The sequence below is a fragment of the Metabacillus sp. cB07 genome, assembly GCF_016839225.1.
Classification (GTDB): domain Bacteria; phylum Bacillota; class Bacilli; order Bacillales; family Bacillaceae; genus Bacillus_P; species Bacillus_P indicus.
Window position 1 is genome coordinate 17,644 of sequence record NZ_CP069296.1, and the last position, 16,455, is coordinate 34,098.

Here is a 16,455-nt window from a genome sequence, read left to right on the forward strand (position 1 = left end):
ACTCAGTTTTGAAAGAATAACTTCTTTCAACAAAAATGCATATTGTCTGGTGATGATGGCAAAGAGGTCACACCCGTTCCCATGCCGAACACGGAAGTTAAGCTCTTTAGCGCCGATGGTAGTTGGGGGTTTCCCCCTGTGAGAGTAGGACGTTGCCAGGCACGCAGAAAAAAGGACAGCAGAGATGCTGTCTTTTTTGTTGTTCTGAAGGAATGCAGGATTAATTAGTGCAAACAAATGGGGAATCGTACCCTGTGAAACTGTAAATCGATATCAGAGGGTAAGCAAACGCCCGAATCGTACCCTCCAAAACCGAAAAACGATATCGGAGGGTAAGCAAACAGCTTGGATCCTACCCCTGCATACTCTGCTCCCTCATCTGATTCAAAAAGGTCAGCGCCATCTGGGGTATTTTATCCTTTGTGGCTTCAAGGAAACGGACTATGAAGACATAGTCATCCTGGGAATGGCTGAGCATCAGTTCGTACCACCACTCTGTTTCATATCTTGAGATCATGCTGAGATTGTACAGCAGGAGATAGTGCGCAAGAAACTCAGGCAGACCTGCCAGATCATTCAGCGATGCCGGCAGACTGTACGTGCACGTCTGCTGGTTATATAAAAAGGGCGGGCTGCTGAAAGCGTTAAAAGACTCTGGCAGAAGCAATGACATAACGTCACTAGTCTCACCTGCTTTATCAAGCTGAAAGTGATGATGCAAATAGTCAAGCATCCTATCCGGTGTCATGTGGTAGGATGCTGCCGCATCTTTCGGAAGATGAATGTGTTGATCGTCCACCCCAATTGCGATATGTACGTCTTTTTGTTTATGCATTTTAAACAGGTCACAGAGCTCGGGCACTCTCTTTAAAAGCTCGTGCATGGAGTACTTGTCATTCTCCACGTGCTGAAGGCTGTACAGGTGGAATGCTGCATGGGCAAACAGGCCGTTTCTTTGTATTTTCACTTCGTCCTGCAGAAAGCGGTAATGCTGTTTTTTTCGTTTGCGTGAAGATACTCCGTGTGCAAGAACAGAGGATGCGGCAGGGTATTCGGGATCTTTTGTCAGGATGCAGGCTTTGATGAGCTGGGCCATGCCGTAGAAAAGCAGCATGGGCTTTACGGGCAGTGATGCATTCTCAGCTGAGAGATAAAAGTTTTCTGCATGCTTCAGATGGTACACAAACGGGTAGCTGTTCTGATAAGAGAGTTCTGCCGGCAATGACTGGCAGGATTTTTGGTAACATTTTTCCAGAAACTTTTGGACGGTATCTGTTGTTTGGTAGGATTTAAGCTGATTCCACGCGTTTGTTGCAGTCATTTTGCAGACCTCCTTATTGTCGAAATTTTTAAACTCTTTTACCTGTTCTTGACAGTGGGTAGGCAAGTTGTTAATCTACTAATAATATTTTGCCGTAAAGAGGGGGATTTCATGATGTGGGAAAGTAAATTTGTTAAAGAAGGTTTGACGTTTGACGATGTATTGCTTGTTCCGGCTAAATCTGAAGTACTGCCAAGGGATGTAGATTTAAGTGTCAGCTTAACACCGACTCTTAAGCTTAATATTCCGGTTATCAGTGCAGGCATGGATACGGTGACGGAAGCTCAGCTTGCGATTTCGATGGCAAGGCAGGGCGGCATGGGCATTATCCACAAAAACATGTCCATTGAGCAGCAGGCAGAACAGGTTGATAAGGTAAAGCGTTCTGAACGGGGTGTTATTACAAACCCATTCTTTTTAACTCCTGACCACCAGGTATATGATGCTGAGCATTTGATGGGAAAATACCGTATTTCGGGTGTTCCTGTCGTCAACAATGAAGACGAGCAAAAGCTTGTCGGCATCATTACAAACCGGGATATGCGTTTTATTCAGGATTTCTCCATCAAGATTTCAGAGGTTATGACAAAAGATAACCTTGTAACGGCAGCTGTCGGAACAACGTTAAAGGAAGCAGAGAGCATTCTTCAAAAACACAAAATCGAAAAACTTCCTCTTGTTGATGATAAAGGTGTTTTAAAAGGATTAATCACGATTAAGGATATTGAAAAAGTCATCGAGTTCCCGAACTCTGCAAAAGATGAGCACGGCCGCCTTCTTGTAGGTGCAGCAGTAGGTGTTACGTCAGATACGATGACCCGCGTTAAAAAACTTGTGGAAGCCAATGTTGATGCGATTGTAGTTGATACGGCCCACGGTCATTCAAAAGGCGTTCTCGATATGGTCAAAATGATCAGAAGCGAATTCCCTGAACTTAATATTATCGCTGGAAACGTGGCGACTGCAGAAGCGACAAGAGCTCTTGCTGAAGCCGGAGCGAATGTTGTAAAAGTAGGAATCGGACCTGGATCAATCTGTACAACACGTGTTGTTGCAGGCGTAGGTGTACCTCAGATCACGGCTGTTTACGACTGTGCGACAGAAGCAAGAAACCTTGGCATTACTATTATCGCAGACGGCGGCATTAAATATTCAGGCGACATCGTAAAAGCACTTGCTTCAGGCGGACATGCTGTTATGCTCGGAAGCCTTCTTGCAGGCACGTCTGAAAGCCCCGGCGAAACAGAGATCTACCAAGGCAGACGCTTTAAAGTCTACCGCGGCATGGGGTCTGTCGGCGCTATGGAAAAAGGAAGCAAGGACCGCTACTTCCAGGAAGACAACAAGAAGTTTGTTCCGGAAGGCATTGAGGGCAGAACGCCTTATAAAGGACCCCTTTCAGATACGATATATCAGCTTGTCGGGGGTATCCGCTCAGGCATGGGCTACTGCGGAACAGCAAATCTTGAAGAGCTTCGCGAAAATACCCAGTTTGTCCGCATGACCGGCGCAGGTCTGCGCGAAAGCCATCCGCATGATGTGCAAATTACAAAAGAATCACCTAACTACTCGTTATCATAAGATTTTTAGGCCGTTTGACCTGAAATGTAATACAATGTTCAATCTTTAGGACAGAGTCTCAGACTCTGTCTATTTTTTTTTATAATAGTGTGATAAAATCGACTTTGTTGTTTGTAGCTAAGGTCAATAATTGAATAATAAATAGATAAAAAAACGGTGGAGGTTATGAAGTTGAGCAACATGAAAGTAAAGTGCCTGCTGTCTGTTTTTCTTGCAGCTGTTCTGGCAGTGACTGCAGTATTGCCGGGTGCAGGAGCAAAAGCGGCAGAGAACGATCCAGTTGGAGTAAATGCAAAAGGAGCCATTTTAGTAGAGGCATCTACAGGAAAGATCCTGTACGGCAAAAATGCCGATGAGCTTCTGCCGATCGCAAGTATGGCTAAAATCATGACAGAATACCTTGTCCTTGAAGCTGTAAACGAAGGAAAAATCAAGTGGGATCAAACCTATACACCGAGTGACTATGTTTACCGCATCTCCCAAAACCGCAGCCTGTCAAATGTTCCATTGCGAAAAGACGGTACATACAATGTAAAAGAGCTCTTTGAAGCCATGAGCATTTATTCTGCAAACGGTGCAGCGATCGGTCTTGCTGAAATTGTAGCAGGATCTGAATCGAATTTTGTTAAATTGATGAATGAAAAAGCGAAAGATCTTGGTCTTAAAAATTATGAATTTGTTAACTCAACTGGTCTTGATAATGGAGATCTGATTGGACAGCATCCTGAAGGAACGAGTGCAGACGCTGAAAACAAAATGTCAGCACGCGACATGGCTCTTCTTTCACAGAAACTCATCAATGAATATCCGGAAGTGCTTGAAACAGCAAGCATTCCAAGAAAGGTATTCAGAGAAGGAACAGATGATGCGATTAAAATGGATAACTGGAACTGGATGCTCAAAGGTCTTCTTTTTGAAACAGAAGGCGTTGACGGGCTGAAAACGGGTTCCACGAAATCTGCAGGCTCATCCTTTACTGCCACAGCAGAACGAAATGACATGCGTGTCATTACAGTTGTTTTAAATGCACAGGGCAGCGACGGGCTTCACACACCGCGCTTTAAAGAAACGAAAAAGATGATTGATTATGCATACAATAACTTCAAGATGGAAGAAGTTTACCCTGAAAACTATCAAATCAAAGATAAATCAAACCTTTCTGTAGTGAAAGGAAAAGAAAAAGAAGTGGCTGTTGCAACAAATGAGCCGTTATCGCTAGTTGTTAAAAACGGTGAAAAAAATGCGTACAAGCCAAGCTACGTTTTTGATGAGAAAAAAGTAAATGCTGATAACGAAGTGCAGGCACCGGTTAAAAAAGGCGAGAAGATCGGCTCTATGACCGTTCAATACAGCGGTGAAGGCCAGGATCTTGGCTTCCTTGAAGAAAAAAGCGAAGCAAGCGTTGACCTTGTCACAAAGAGCAGCATTGAAAAAGCAAACTGGTTTGTCCTTTCCATGAGAGGAATCGGAGGATTCTTTGCAGGGTTATGGGGCACTGTGACAGATACAGTAACCGGCTGGTTTTAAGGAAAGAGATTTGCCCGATTTGGGCAAATCTTTTTTTTACAATAATTTCTTTTAAAGGAAACATGACAGCTGTTTGTTTGAAATGTTACTATTATTCCGTTAATTTTGATAGGATTTTTCGATAACTTAGGATAGAATAAGCTATATGTGCTAGATCAATTTTTATCTATTACGAGGGGGATATAGAATGAACAATACAGGTACTGACCGCGTAAAGCGCGGCATGGCAGAAATGCAAAAAGGCGGCGTCATCATGGACGTTGTGAACGCTGAACAGGCTAAAATTGCTGAGGAAGCAGGCGCAGTTGCTGTAATGGCACTTGAGCGCGTTCCTGCGGATATCCGCGCAGCAGGCGGAGTTGCCCGCATGGCAGATCCGACAATTGTTGAGGCGGTTATGGGAGCAGTATCCATTCCTGTTATGGCAAAAGCGCGTATCGGACATATTGTAGAAGCACGCGTATTAGAAGCTATGGGTGTTGATTATATCGATGAGAGTGAAGTATTGACTCCTGCAGATGAAGAATATCACTTGAACAAGCGCGATTTCACAGTTCCGTTTGTCTGCGGATGCCGCGATTTAGGCGAAGCGACAAGACGTATTGCAGAAGGAGCTTCTATGCTTCGCACTAAAGGCGAGCCGGGAACAGGAAACATTGTTGAGGCTGTCCGCCACATGCGCAAAGTAAATGGACAAGTACGCAGAATCGCAAGCATGAGCACAGACGAGCTGATGACAGAAGCGAAGCTGTTAGGCGCGCCTTATGAGCTTCTTCTTCAAATTAAACATGAAGGACGCCTTCCGGTAGTTAACTTTGCAGCAGGCGGAGTAGCAACACCTGCAGATGCTGCTCTTATGATGCAGCTTGGTGCTGACGGAGTATTTGTAGGATCAGGTATCTTCAAGTCAGAAAATCCTGCTAAATTTGCACGTGCGATTGTTGAAGCAACAACACACTTTGAAGATTATGAGTTGGTTGCAAGCCTTTCTAAAGGTCTTGGAACGGCAATGAAAGGCATCGAGATCTCAACACTGCTTCCTGAAAACAGAATGCAGGAGCGCGGCTGGTAATCATAAAGGAGTAGAAGAGTCATGCTTAAAATTGGTGTACTTGGCCTTCAGGGTGCCGTCAGAGAGCACATCCGCTCCATCGAGGAAAGCGGAGCTGAAGGGATCGTTATCAAACGGACTGAGCAGCTTGATGAGCTTGACGGTCTGATTATTCCTGGCGGTGAAAGCACAACGATGCGCCGCCTGATTGATAAATACGGGTTCATGGATCCCTTAAAAACGTTTGCTGCACAAGGAAAACCGATGTTTGGAACGTGTGCAGGCCTTATTCTTCTTGCGAAAAACATTGTCGGATATGAAGAAGGCCATCTAAGTGTAATGGATGTAACCGTCGAACGAAATTCCTTCGGCCGTCAGCGCGACAGTTTTGAAGCGGAGCTTAACATCACAGATGTAGCAGAAGACTTCACCGGCGTTTTCATCAGAGCCCCTCATATTGTGGAGGTAGGAGAAGACGTTGAGATCCTTTCTAAACATGATGGACGCATTGTCGCTGCAAGGCAGGGCCAGTTCCTTGGATGCTCCTTCCATCCGGAATTAACGGATGATCACAGGATGACAGGTCTTTTTGTCCGCATGGCGGAACAGGCAAAAGAAAAATTAAGCGTATAAAACCCTTGCAACCGTACCAAACTTATAGTAAATTATGAATTACTTAAATAAGCACAACGTGATGACAGGAACCAGTAGCAAGTGTTTCTTTCCAAAGAGAGCCGGTGGTCGGTGCGAACCGGTGTGAGAGCCTTGTGAATCCATCCTTGAATGATGTATTGAAATCTTCGGAGACTAGATATGTCCGGAACAGGCCGTTATCCTGCTAAGAGGAAGGCGCAGGATTCTGTCTTCAATTAGGGTGGCAACGCGGATACAACTTCCGTCCCTTTACCGGGGACGGGAGTTTTTTATTTGTAAAAAAATGATAAATAAAAGGAGTTATTAGGATGCTTGATATTAAGTACTTGCGGGCTAATTTTGAAGAGGTAAAAGAAAAGCTCTCTCATCGCGGAGAAGATTTAGGCGACTTTGCCAAATTTGAAGAGCTTGACCAAAAACGCCGTGAATTGATTTCTGAGGTTGAGGTCTATAAAAGCAAACGAAATGAAGTATCCGGCCAAATCGCTGTCATGAAGCGCGAAAAGCAGGATGCCGATCACCTAATTAAAGAGATGCGCGAAGTTGGCGACAAGGTGAAGGAAATGGATGAAGAGCTCAGACAAGTAGAAGCCGATCTTGAACATTTGATGCTGTCTATCCCGAATATTCCCCACGAAAGCGTGCCGGTTGGGGAGACGGAGGATGATAACATTCTTCACCGCGAGTGGGGAGAAGTTCCGTCATTTGCATACGAGCCGAAGCCTCACTGGGATGTAGCCGACCATTTGGGAATCCTTGATTTTGAACGTGCCGGCAAAGTAACAGGAAGCCGCTTTGTTTTCTACAAAGGTCTTGGCGCCCGTCTTGAGCGTGCATTGATCAGCTTCATGCTCGATCTTCATATTGATGAGCACGGCTATACGGAAGTTCTGCCTCCATACATCGTCAACAGAGCGAGCATGACGGGTACAGGTCAGCTTCCTAAGTTTGAGGAAGATGCTTTCAAAATTGCAGATGAGGACTATTTCCTGATTCCTACGGCTGAAGTACCGGTGACAAACATGCACCGCGAGGAAATCATGTCGGTTGATCAGCTACCAATCAATTATGCAGCATACAGCTCTTGCTTCCGTTCTGAAGCAGGTTCTGCGGGAAGAGATACAAGAGGTCTGATCCGCCAGCATCAATTTAACAAAGTAGAGCTTGTAAAATTCGTAAAACCTGAAGACTCTTACGATGAGCTTGAAAAACTGACAGGACACGCTGAAAAAGTTCTGCAGCTTCTCGGCCTTCCGTACCGCGTTCTGAGAATGTGCACAGCTGACCTCGGATTTACGGCTGCGAAAAAATACGACATTGAAGTATGGATTCCAAGCCAGGAAACATACCGTGAAATTTCTTCTTGCAGTAACTTTGAAGCATTCCAGGCACGCCGTGCAGGCATCCGCTTCAGACGCGAGCCTAAAGGGAAACCTGAATTTGTTCACACGCTGAACGGTTCAGGACTTGCGATCGGACGCACGGTTGCAGCGATTCTTGAAAATTACCAGCAGGAAGATGGAACAGTCATCATCCCTGAAGTTCTTCGTCCGTACATGGGTAACAGAGAAGTTCTATCAAGATAATGGTTTGTCATACCGGAGGGCCCAAAACAGCCGTTTTGGCCCTCTGATTTTTTTTGAAAAAAGTTTTTTAGAAACGTTGACAGAGATATTTTCTATATGATATATTAATTCTTGTCAGTACGGAGGTATACCCAAGTCTGGCTGAAGGGATCGGTCTTGAAAACCGACAGGGGGGTCAAACCCCGCGGGGGTTCGAATCCCTCTACCTCCTCCATTTTAAATATGAATTCCGGTTATTACGCGCATAATAATTGGAGATTGATACTTAGACCGCTGCTTTTGCAGCGGTCTTTTTGCATCTCAAAAAAGGACATAAAAAATAACCGGGAATGATCCCGGTTATTCTACCATTATTTTTTCAGCAGTCTGGTCTGCTCGATGAAATGCGCAACACGCTCAACAATCGGCTCGATGGAACCTTCGTCTTTCATGATGTCGTAATCGTTAATGTTCAGACGCAGTACCGGGCACGCATTGAAGTTGTTGATCCAGTCTTCATAGCGGCGGTGCATTTCCTCCCAGTACGCAACAGGCGTCTGCTGCTCCATCGGGCGTCCGCGCTCTTTAATGCGGGACAGAATGTCGTCAAGGCTGCCTTCGAGATAAATCAGTAGGTCAGGGTGAGGGAAGTAAGGTGTCATGACCATCGCATCGAAAAGATTCGTGTATGTTTCATAATCAACCTCTGTCATCGTCCCTTTTTCGTAGTGCATTTTTGCGAAAATGCCTGTGTCTTCGTAGATGGAACGGTCCTGAATAAATCCGCCGCCGTATTCAAAGATGCGCTTTTGCTCTTTGAAGCGTTCTGCGAGGAAGTAGATCTGCAGGTGGAAGCTCCATCTTTCAAAATCCGCGTAAAACTTGTCAAGATAAGGATTGGTATCTACTTTTTCAAATGAGGTGCGAAAGTTCAGGGCGTTTGCAAGTGCATTGGTCATTGTCGATTTGCCGACGCCGACTGTACCCGCTATTGTAATGACAGCATTGTTCGGGATGCTGTATTTTTCTCTCAAATTCATTTAGCTTTAGCTCCTTCGTGTAAAGATTCATCCAGACGCTTAAAGATATAGGCCAAATCATTGTCGTTTTGGACAAAATCAAGCTCGTCCCCGCTGAACCTCAGCACAGGGATGGACGGGTGTTCCTTTTCCCACTGTGACATGGCCACTTCATAATCCTCAGAAAGCTGCTTCAGGTATCCGGGATCAATCTTTTTCTCAATCTCTCTGCCGCGCTTGTCGATGCGCGAAAGAAGCGTTTCAAGACTTGCATCTAAGTATATGATCAAGTTTGGTTTTGGCATGTCGCTTGTCAAAATGGAATATATGTCGAGGTATTTATCATATTGTTCTTTTTTAAGAGTGCGCTTTGCAAAAATGAGGTTTTTATAGATATGATAATCCGCCACAACAGGCTGACTCTTTTTCAAAAACAACTGGGCAATATCTTCAAGCTGTTTATATCGGTTACAGAGGAAGAACATTTCTGTCTGGAAGCTCCACTCTTCGATGTTTTCATAAAATTTGCCGAGAAACGGATTTTCATCCACAATTTCTTTCAGCAAATGAAAGTGATAGTGTTCTGCTATCGCCTTTGCAAGTGAAGTTTTCCCTACGCCAATCGGTCCTTCCACAGTAATAAACGGTACGCCATTCATCACGTGTCCTCCTACGCAAAAAAATCTATCAAAACAGACAAATTTCATTGTATCACAGTGTTAATAGGAAAAGAGCGGGCATTTCCCAAAAAAGAAAAGTTTCCAATTATCCTGCCATAGAAGGTTGTGATTTATGCCGGTGCACATCACTGCAGAAAAGCGTTTTAGCTTTACTTTGAACTCTTGCCTGAAATGTTTCATTTTCCGTATGATAGATTCGGAATAGTAATAATTTTCATAAAATGGAGGGATTTTTATGCGTGAGGAAACAGTTGCAATGGATGAAGTGACAGAGGATTTTTTTCCGGTAAAAGATGTTGATTATCTAGAAATGTATTCAGGGAATGCCAAGCAGTCTGCCCATTATTTCTGTACAGCGTTCGGATTTAAACTTGTTGCCTACTCCGGTCTTGAAACCGGCAATAGAGAGACTGTCTCCTACGTCCTGCAGCAGCAAAAGGTCCGTCTCATTATTACAGGTTCTTTGAACGATACCTCGCGTGCAGCTGAGTTTGTTAAAAAACACGGGGACGGTGTCAGGGATATTGCCCTTGTCGTGGATGATGTTGAGAAGGCTTACAAGGGTGCTGTTGAACGGGGAGCCATCGCAATTACCCCTCCATTTGAATTGAAAGATGACTATGGAATGGTGAAAAAAGCCGTGATTGGAACATACGGGGATACGATTCATTCTCTTATTGAGAGAAAAGAGTACAAGGGTGTTTTTATGCCGGGGTATGAAAAAGCAGAAATGAAATTTCCATATACAGAAGCCGGCATTATCGGGGTTGATCATGTCGTTGGAAACGTAGAAAGCATGCAGGAATGGGTTTCCTATTATGAGAAGGTCATGGGCTTCAAGGAAATGAGGCATTTCACGGATTCGGACATCAGCACGGAATATTCTTCTCTTATGTCAAAAGTGATGCATAACGGCGGGAGGATCAAGTTTCCTATTAACGAGCCGGCTGAAGGAAAACGAAAATCACAAATCCAGGAATACCTTGAGTTCTTCAAAGGACCGGGCGTGCAGCATCTGGCTGTTTTAACGGAGGATATTGTGTCAACAGTCGCAATCTTGAAGAGAAACGGTGTTGAGTTCCTGAATACTCCTGATACTTACTATGAAACGCTGAGCGAGCGGGTGGGGGATATAGACGAAGAAATTGATAAGCTGAAAGAATTGAACATTCTGGTAGACCGCGACGATGAAGGATACCTGCTGCAGATCTTCACAAAGCCGATTGTCGACCGTCCAACTGTGTTTATTGAAGTCATTCAGAGAAAAGGGGCAAAAGGATTCGGCGACGGAAACTTCAAAGCGCTCTTTGAGTCGATTGAAAGAGAGCAGGAGCGGCGGGGAAATCTGTAAACGCGGAAGGTGATGGAAATGGATGTAATGCCTGACTCGCTCCATTGGAAAGATGCCTATAAGCTCATGATCGGTTCGATTTTGCCGCGGCCGATTGCGTTTGTTTCTACATTAGATGAAAGCGGAACGGCCAATCTTGCACCGTTCAGCTTTTTCACGGCGATCTCAGCAGAACCGATGATGATCTGTTTTTCTCCCATGAGAAGAGGAACAGACGGGACGAAAAAAGATACGCTTCTTAACATTGAACAGACGAAAGAGTTTGTTATTAATATCGTCAGCGAAGAGATTGGCGAACAGATGAATCTGTGTGCCGGGGAATTCCCGAGGGATGCGGACGAATTTGAGGAGAGCGGGCTGACAAAAATAAGCAGCGCTGCGGTTTCGCCTCCAAGGGTAAAGGAAAGCCTTGTGCACTTGGAGTGCCTTCTTCATGAGGTCCTTCACTTCGGGGAGCATGCCGGGGCCGGAAGTCTTGTGATCGGCAAGGTCGTTCACATCCATGTTGACGATGCCCTTTTCTTTGACGGCAAAATCGATACAGGGAAGCTGAACCCGATTGGCCGGCTGGCAGGGAATCAGTATACAAAGCCGATGAGTGACACATTTGAAATTGTCAGAAGGTGATGGGATGAAATTTGTGACCTTTCAAACGGGTGATCAGCAACTAAGGGCAGGATGGATACAGGGAGATCTGATCATCGATATGCATGCGGCAAGCGGGGGGGATTTGCCTCGGGATCTACTCCATTTGATAACGGATTATGAACGGTATGCTGATTTCATCAGGACTCTAAAACCTTTTCGAGCCGGAGATGAAGGGGTTTATGAGCTTGAGGAGGAAAGGCTTGCAGCTCCGCTTCCAAGACCGCTGAGCATCCGTGATTTTTATGCGTTTGAACAGCACGTGAAAACCGCACGGGGAAAAAGAGGACTTGACGTTGTGCCTGAATGGTATCAGTTTCCGGTGTTTTATTTTTCAAATCATCTGGCTGTTAAAGGGCCGGGAGATGCAATCGAAGTTCCTCCCGGCTGCGGGGCTTTGGATTATGAGCTTGAGATTGCCTGCGTGATTGGAAAAGAAGGCCATGATATTCCGGCTGATCATGCAGCTGAGTATATATTCGGTTACTTTATCATGAATGACTGGAGTGCACGCGATCTTCAGCAGGCAGAGATGAAAGTCGGCCTCGGTCCTGCAAAAGGAAAAGATTTTGCGACCTCGCTCGGTCCTTTTCTTGTAACGGCGGATGAACTGGGACCAAAGCTTGATCTTGAGATGAAGGCAGCTGTCAACGGTAAGCAGCTCTCCAGCGGCAACGTACGGGACTGCTATTATTCCTTTGGCGAAATGATTGAACGGGCATCCGCCGGAGTGACGCTGTATCCGGGGGAAGTGATTGGTTCCGGCACCGTTGGCACAGGCTGCATTCTTGAGCTTGGTGAAGAGGTGCACCGCTATTTGAAGCCTGGAGATGAAGTGGAACTTACAATTGAGGGCCTCGGTTCTCTGAAAAACAAAATCACAGCTAAAAGCAGGTGAGAGGATGTATTACCGGACTCTTGGCACAATCCCGCATAAGAGGCACACAATGTTTAAAAAAGAAGACGGCAGCCTGTACAGGGAACAGGTGATGGGAACGAAAGGCTTTTCAGGTGTTCAGTCGATTCTCTATCATCATTATATGCCGACTGAAGTGGTGAGGTCTGAGCTGCTGCAGCCGTGTATGCCTGAATACGAAGAGACAGATTCGTTAAAGCACAGGCACTTTTTCACAGATGCTTTGACAGAAAAGGGGGATGCCCTGAGAAGGGAGTATCTTCTTGGAAATGACGATCTTTTAATCGGCGTCATCAAAGCAAATACGCCCATGTCCTCTTTTTACCGCAACGGCGACGGCGACGAGCTGTTTTTTGTCCACGAAGGAAGCGGAAAAGTGGAGACGATGTTCGGTGTGATCACCTATCGCCCGGGAGATTATATCTCGGTTCCCATTGGGACGATTTACAGGATCCGGCCTGAGACAGAGACAGCATTTCTCGTCGTTGAATCGTGCAGTCAGATTACGACGCCGAAAAGGTACAGAAATGAGTATGGACAGCTGCTTGAGCACAGCCCGTTTTGCGAGAGGGATTTTCGCGGTCCTGAGGAACTGATTACCTTTGATGAGCGGGGAGAGTTTGAAGTTCTGACAAAATCCAGAGGGTATATGCACAGGCACATCCTGGGGCATCATCCTTTTGATGTCGTCGGCTGGGACGGCTATTTGTATCCGTGGACGTTTAACATTGAAGATTTCGAGCCGATTACAGGCCGTATCCATCAGCCGCCGCCGGTTCACCAGACGTTTGAAGGGCACAATTTTGTCGTCTGTTCCTTTGTGCCGCGGATGTACGACTATCATCCGGAGAGCATTCCGGCACCTTATTATCACAGCAATGTGAACAGTGATGAGCTTCTCTATTATGCAGAAGGCAATTTTATGAGCAGAAAAGGAATCAAGAGAGGGTCCATTACCCTTCATCCGAGCGGCATTCCCCATGGCCCTCATCCAGGGAAGACGGAAGCAAGCATCGGGAAAAAAGAAACTCTTGAGCTTGCTGTCATGATTGATACGTTCCGGCCGCTCAAGGTTGTGAAAAAAGCACAGGAGATTGAAGATAAAGACTATATGTATACATGGGTTGAATAGGAAAGCAATTAGAAAAAGCAGCCGGGCGGCTGCTTTTTAACGTTTCACGACCTCGAAATTGTCGGTTATTAAAAGCCAGTTCTGCGGGAAGGAAAGTCCGAGCTTCCAATAGCTCATGCCGCGGAGCTTCAGTTCCTTCATCAAGTCGAATTTCGCCTGGATGGAGCGTGCGTCTTCAAACCAGACTTCATGTTCTTTTCCGTCCTCTGCACGGTAGTTGAAGTGAGGTGCCTGAGCTTTCATATCATATTGAATCGGGACATTATACCGGCTTGCGAGACGGATGGCCTGCTGCGGGCTTATGGCTTTTGCAAACTGGCCTCCCGGCTTAAACGGAAGCGTCCAGTCATAGCCATAGAGATTCTGCCCCATCATGACCTTTCCTGCAGGAATTTCTGTAAGCGTATAGTCGAGCACTTCGCGGACAGGGCCAATCGGAGACACTGCCATAGGAGGTCCGCCGCTGTATCCCCATTCGTATGTCATGACGACGACAAAGTCGACAATTTCCCCATGAGCCTTGTAATCGTGGGCTTCATACCACTTTCCTTTTTGATCTGCGCTTGTTTTCGGTGCAAGAGCGGTTGAGATCAGCCATCCTTCTTTTTTGAATCTTGCCTTTGCTTTTTTCAAAAAACGGTTATAGGCTTCTCTGTCTGCCGGGCGCAAATATTCCATGTCAAAATGAATATCCCTGAATCCGTATTTCTTTGCTGTTTCAACAATGTTGTTTAAAAGTTTATTCTGGACATCCTGATTGTTGAGGACAATCCGTCCGATTTCATCACTGAAGCCGTCATCATCCAGGTTCGTTACAATCATCATCAAAGTGACTTTGTTTTTCTTCGCGATATTGGCAAAATCATTTAATAGAGGTTCTTTCAGTGTTCCGTCTTTTTGGATGCGGAAACTGAACGGGCCGAGATACGTTAAATAAGGAGCTGCTTCTCTGGCGCTTTCCTCAAGGTTTGGGCTGACCTGATTTCCGGACGGCTCTATATAGGCGTTAAATTCTGCTTTTGGTTTAGGGCGTTCGGGAACATAGAGCCTGAATCCAATCTGAAGCTGTGTGTTGATCTGGATCCCGTTTATTTCTGCAAGCTCTTTCGGAGTGGTGCCGAACTTTCTGCTGATGGACCAGAGGGTGTCGCCGGGCTGCACCCAGTAGAAACGCCCTTTGATTGGAATAACAATCGTCTGGCCGACGACAAGTTGGCCGGGATTTGGGATTTCGTTTGTCTGGATAATCTCTTCGGCAGTCGTGCTGTACGCCTGGGCAATGCCGTATAATGTTTGTCCTTCCCGGACAATATGTATCTGCATATTGATCCCCTCACTCATTCGTCATACTTTCTCTGTTACATCCTATGAGGAAATGAGCGGGAGCATGTTATATTTTTAATTGGGAGGAAGCGGTTGTATCTGCCTGCAGGACGTTCTTCATCATCCGCAGGGCATATTCATTGTCATGCTTATCGTTTGATGCAATGCAGTCTTCCGGAACCGAAAGCTGATATCCGCGCATATAGGCATCGTTTGCTGAAAAGAGGACGCAAATGTTTCCGGCAATGCCTGTTAAAATGAGATGCTTTACTTGAAGGTGGTCAAGGAGTACATTTAATGCGGTTCCGTAAAAGGCGGAGTGCATGGGCTTAATTAAAAAATAGTCGGTATCATCCGGATAGAGCTGGTCGATAATCGGTTTGCTCCGTTCATTTTTGCAGGTCTCCGATATTTTTTGAAAATCGGCCTGCCATAATTTATAATGATCATTTATATAGACGACAGGAACATTTTGCTTCTGCAGCTTCTTTTTTAAAGTATAAATGTTTTGCGACACTGTTTTTGCTTCAGCGGCGAGCGTTTCGCCGTGCTTGAAGTCGAAATTGTTTATCATATCAATAATCAGCAGGGCACAGGCTGCTTTTTTATCCAAAGCCATTCACTCCTTTACTAAACCTAGCTTGTGCCAACCTGCTTGAATCTATAAGGAGCACATAATGGATAAAGATCAGATGTACATGGAACTGGCGGTAAAAGAGGCGCTTAAGGCAAAAGCCATTGGAGAGGTGCCTATAGGTGCTGTTATCGTTCTGAATGATGAAGTGATTGGTGCAGGATATAACTTGAGAGAAACGGACCAGCGCTCAATTGCCCATGCCGAGATGATTGCCATCGATGAAGCATGCAGACGGACAGGATCATGGAGACTGGAAGATGCGACAATGTACGTCACCCTTGAACCCTGTCCGATGTGTGCAGGTGCGATTGTGCTCTCAAGAGTGAAGCGGGTCGTTTACGGCGCTTCAGATCCAAAGGGCGGCTGTGCCGGAACATTGATGAATCTTCTGGATGAAAGCAGATTTAATCATCAATCAGAAGTGACCCGTGGTGTGCTTGAAGAAGAATGCGGGCGTCTGCTCAGTGATTTTTTCAGAGAGCTGCGTGAAAAGAAAAAGGCGCTGAAGGCTTCTTCAAAAAATTTACAGTAGCTGGAGATTGCAATTTTCGGCAAAACCTTATATACTAGGTTATGCGTCGTACTAAACGGCGCACCTAAACTAGGTATCAATTTTGCCGTGCTAAGCGGGGAGGTAGCGGTGCCCTGTACTCGCAATCCGCTCTAGCGAGGCCGAATCCCTTTCCCGAGGTTAGCTGTCTGTAGGGCCTGCCTTAAGTAAGTGGTGTTGACGTCTGGGTCCTGCGCAATGGGAATCCATGAACCATGTCAGGTCCGGAAGGAAGCAGCATTAAGTGGAATCTCTCATGTGCCGCAGGGTTGCCTGGGCCGAGCTAACTGCTTAAGTAACGCTTATGGGCACTAATCGACGGAAGGTGCACGGCAGTTTAATTTATAATAATCAGCCCATCCTGATAAAGGATGGGTTTTTTATTTTGAAAAAGGGGTCAGTCCCGCACTGCTTTAAAGCATGCGGGGACTGACCCCTTTTTGGGCTTTGTAAATTCCTGTTTCCATAAGGTATAATAGAAAGGATGAATTTGAAGGAGGGCG

At 45.7% G+C, this 16,455-nt stretch carries 15 protein-coding genes, 1 tRNA gene, 1 rRNA gene, 1 other RNA gene and 1 other annotated feature; of the genes, 13 read left to right on the top strand and 5 right to left on the bottom strand.

Annotated features, from left to right (window positions below):
* Positions 1 to 45: 45 nt before the first annotated feature.
* Positions 46 to 161, top strand: a 5S ribosomal RNA gene (rrf, locus tag JOJ89_RS00075).
* A 191-nt stretch (positions 162 to 352) separates the two neighbouring features.
* Here rrf and JOJ89_RS00080 read toward each other — a convergent pair.
* Entirely contained in the window at positions 353 to 1,321 is a 969-nt protein-coding gene (locus JOJ89_RS00080) for a YaaC family protein (protein ID WP_203289297.1), read from the bottom strand.
* Positions 1,322 to 1,435: 114 nt separating this feature from the next.
* On the opposite strand from JOJ89_RS00080, the gene guaB reads away from it, so the two are divergent.
* The 6 genes from guaB to JOJ89_RS00110 all read left to right on the top strand — a co-directional run bounded on the left by guaB (position 1,436) and on the right by JOJ89_RS00110 (position 7,934).
* Entirely contained in the window at positions 1,436 to 2,902 is a 1,467-nt protein-coding gene (gene guaB / locus JOJ89_RS00085; protein ID WP_029286447.1) for an IMP dehydrogenase, read from the top strand.
* Between the two features lie 171 nt (positions 2,903 to 3,073).
* On the top strand, positions 3,074 to 4,429 hold the full coding sequence (locus JOJ89_RS00090) for a serine hydrolase (protein WP_406818063.1): 1,356 nt from the start codon (positions 3,074 to 3,076) through the stop codon (positions 4,427 to 4,429).
* Between the two features lie 187 nt (positions 4,430 to 4,616).
* Positions 4,617 to 5,501, top strand: coding sequence for a pyridoxal 5'-phosphate synthase lyase subunit PdxS (pdxS, locus tag JOJ89_RS00095; RefSeq protein WP_203289298.1), 885 nt, complete (start codon positions 4,617 to 4,619; stop codon positions 5,499 to 5,501).
* A gap of 21 nt (positions 5,502 to 5,522) precedes the next feature.
* Positions 5,523 to 6,113, top strand: coding sequence for a pyridoxal 5'-phosphate synthase glutaminase subunit PdxT (gene pdxT / locus JOJ89_RS00100; RefSeq protein WP_203289299.1), 591 nt, complete (start codon positions 5,523 to 5,525; stop codon positions 6,111 to 6,113).
* Between the two features lie 52 nt (positions 6,114 to 6,165).
* Positions 6,166 to 6,386, top strand: a binding site (T-box leader).
* A gap of 56 nt (positions 6,387 to 6,442) precedes the next feature.
* The gene (gene serS / locus JOJ89_RS00105; protein WP_203289300.1) at positions 6,443 to 7,720 is read left to right on the top strand and encodes a serine--tRNA ligase; all 1,278 of its coding nucleotides are present in this window, start codon (positions 6,443 to 6,445) and stop codon (positions 7,718 to 7,720) included.
* Between the two features lie 121 nt (positions 7,721 to 7,841).
* Positions 7,842 to 7,934: transfer RNA gene (locus JOJ89_RS00110), tRNA-Ser, on the top strand.
* A gap of 136 nt (positions 7,935 to 8,070) precedes the next feature.
* On the opposite strand, the gene JOJ89_RS00115 is transcribed toward JOJ89_RS00110, so the two are convergent.
* A complete protein-coding gene (locus tag JOJ89_RS00115; RefSeq protein WP_203289301.1) occupies positions 8,071 to 8,739 on the bottom strand; it encodes a deoxynucleoside kinase in 669 nt (222 codons plus the stop codon).
* The gene (locus JOJ89_RS00120; RefSeq protein ID WP_203289302.1) at positions 8,736 to 9,377 is read right to left on the bottom strand and encodes a deoxynucleoside kinase; all 642 of its coding nucleotides are present in this window, start codon (positions 9,375 to 9,377) and stop codon (positions 8,736 to 8,738) included. Before JOJ89_RS00120 ends, JOJ89_RS00115 begins: the two co-directional genes overlap by 4 nt.
* Before the next feature lie 256 nt (positions 9,378 to 9,633).
* On the opposite strand from JOJ89_RS00120, the gene hppD reads away from it, so the two are divergent.
* From hppD to JOJ89_RS00140, 4 genes are read left to right on the top strand one after another with little or no spacing between them, the layout of a single operon-like run.
* A complete protein-coding gene (gene hppD, locus JOJ89_RS00125) occupies positions 9,634 to 10,749 on the top strand; it encodes a 4-hydroxyphenylpyruvate dioxygenase (protein ID WP_203289303.1) in 1,116 nt (371 codons plus the stop codon).
* 18 nt (positions 10,750 to 10,767) lie between these two features.
* Entirely contained in the window at positions 10,768 to 11,376 is a 609-nt protein-coding gene (locus JOJ89_RS00130) for a flavin reductase family protein (RefSeq protein ID WP_203289304.1), read from the top strand.
* A gap of 4 nt (positions 11,377 to 11,380) precedes the next feature.
* Complete coding sequence (locus JOJ89_RS00135) at positions 11,381 to 12,292, top strand: fumarylacetoacetate hydrolase family protein (RefSeq protein WP_203289305.1); 912 nt, start codon at positions 11,381 to 11,383, stop codon at positions 12,290 to 12,292.
* A gap of 4 nt (positions 12,293 to 12,296) precedes the next feature.
* Positions 12,297 to 13,442 carry a homogentisate 1,2-dioxygenase gene (locus JOJ89_RS00140; protein ID WP_203289306.1) on the top strand — a complete coding sequence of 382 codons (1,146 nt, stop codon included), beginning with the start codon at positions 12,297 to 12,299 and terminating at the stop codon, positions 13,440 to 13,442.
* Between the two features lie 36 nt (positions 13,443 to 13,478).
* Here the strand turns inward: JOJ89_RS00140 and JOJ89_RS00145 are convergent, their stop codons facing one another.
* Positions 13,479 to 14,765, bottom strand: a complete 1,287-nt coding sequence (locus JOJ89_RS00145; RefSeq protein ID WP_203289307.1) for a glycoside hydrolase family 18 protein — start codon at positions 14,763 to 14,765, stop codon at positions 13,479 to 13,481.
* Positions 14,766 to 14,832: 67 nt separating this feature from the next.
* Complete coding sequence (locus tag JOJ89_RS00150; RefSeq protein ID WP_277987843.1) at positions 14,833 to 15,378, bottom strand: cysteine hydrolase family protein; 546 nt, start codon at positions 15,376 to 15,378, stop codon at positions 14,833 to 14,835.
* A gap of 64 nt (positions 15,379 to 15,442) precedes the next feature.
* On the opposite strand from JOJ89_RS00150, the gene tadA reads away from it, so the two are divergent.
* Positions 15,443 to 15,934, top strand: coding sequence for a tRNA adenosine(34) deaminase TadA (gene tadA, locus JOJ89_RS00155; protein WP_029286419.1), 492 nt, complete (start codon positions 15,443 to 15,445; stop codon positions 15,932 to 15,934).
* Positions 15,935 to 16,019: 85 nt separating this feature from the next.
* Positions 16,020 to 16,285: signal recognition particle sRNA large type (gene ffs / locus JOJ89_RS00160), an RNA gene on the top strand.
* The last annotated feature ends 170 nt before the right edge of the window (positions 16,286 to 16,455 follow it).

What these genes read in the sequence shown, in the direction of transcription:
- JOJ89_RS00080 (WP_203289297.1), bottom strand. Translation starts at nt 1,321, where the DNA reads ATGACTGCAACAAACGCGTGGAATCAGCTTAAATCCTACCAAACAACA.
- guaB (WP_029286447.1), top strand. Translation starts at nt 1,436, where the DNA reads ATGTGGGAAAGTAAATTTGTTAAAGAAGGTTTGACGTTTGACGATGTA.
- pdxS (WP_203289298.1), top strand. Translation starts at nt 4,617, where the DNA reads ATGAACAATACAGGTACTGACCGCGTAAAGCGCGGCATGGCAGAAATG.
- pdxT (WP_203289299.1), top strand. Translation starts at nt 5,523, where the DNA reads ATGCTTAAAATTGGTGTACTTGGCCTTCAGGGTGCCGTCAGAGAGCAC.
- serS (WP_203289300.1), top strand. Translation starts at nt 6,443, where the DNA reads ATGCTTGATATTAAGTACTTGCGGGCTAATTTTGAAGAGGTAAAAGAA.
- JOJ89_RS00115 (WP_203289301.1), bottom strand. Translation starts at nt 8,739, where the DNA reads ATGAATTTGAGAGAAAAATACAGCATCCCGAACAATGCTGTCATTACA.
- JOJ89_RS00120 (WP_203289302.1), bottom strand. Translation starts at nt 9,377, where the DNA reads ATGAATGGCGTACCGTTTATTACTGTGGAAGGACCGATTGGCGTAGGG.
- hppD (WP_203289303.1), top strand. Translation starts at nt 9,634, where the DNA reads ATGCGTGAGGAAACAGTTGCAATGGATGAAGTGACAGAGGATTTTTTT.
- JOJ89_RS00130 (WP_203289304.1), top strand. Translation starts at nt 10,768, where the DNA reads ATGGATGTAATGCCTGACTCGCTCCATTGGAAAGATGCCTATAAGCTC.
- JOJ89_RS00135 (WP_203289305.1), top strand. Translation starts at nt 11,381, where the DNA reads ATGAAATTTGTGACCTTTCAAACGGGTGATCAGCAACTAAGGGCAGGA.
- JOJ89_RS00140 (WP_203289306.1), top strand. Translation starts at nt 12,297, where the DNA reads ATGTATTACCGGACTCTTGGCACAATCCCGCATAAGAGGCACACAATG.
- JOJ89_RS00145 (WP_203289307.1), bottom strand. Translation starts at nt 14,765, where the DNA reads ATGCAGATACATATTGTCCGGGAAGGACAAACATTATACGGCATTGCC.
- tadA (WP_029286419.1), top strand. Translation starts at nt 15,443, where the DNA reads ATGGATAAAGATCAGATGTACATGGAACTGGCGGTAAAAGAGGCGCTT.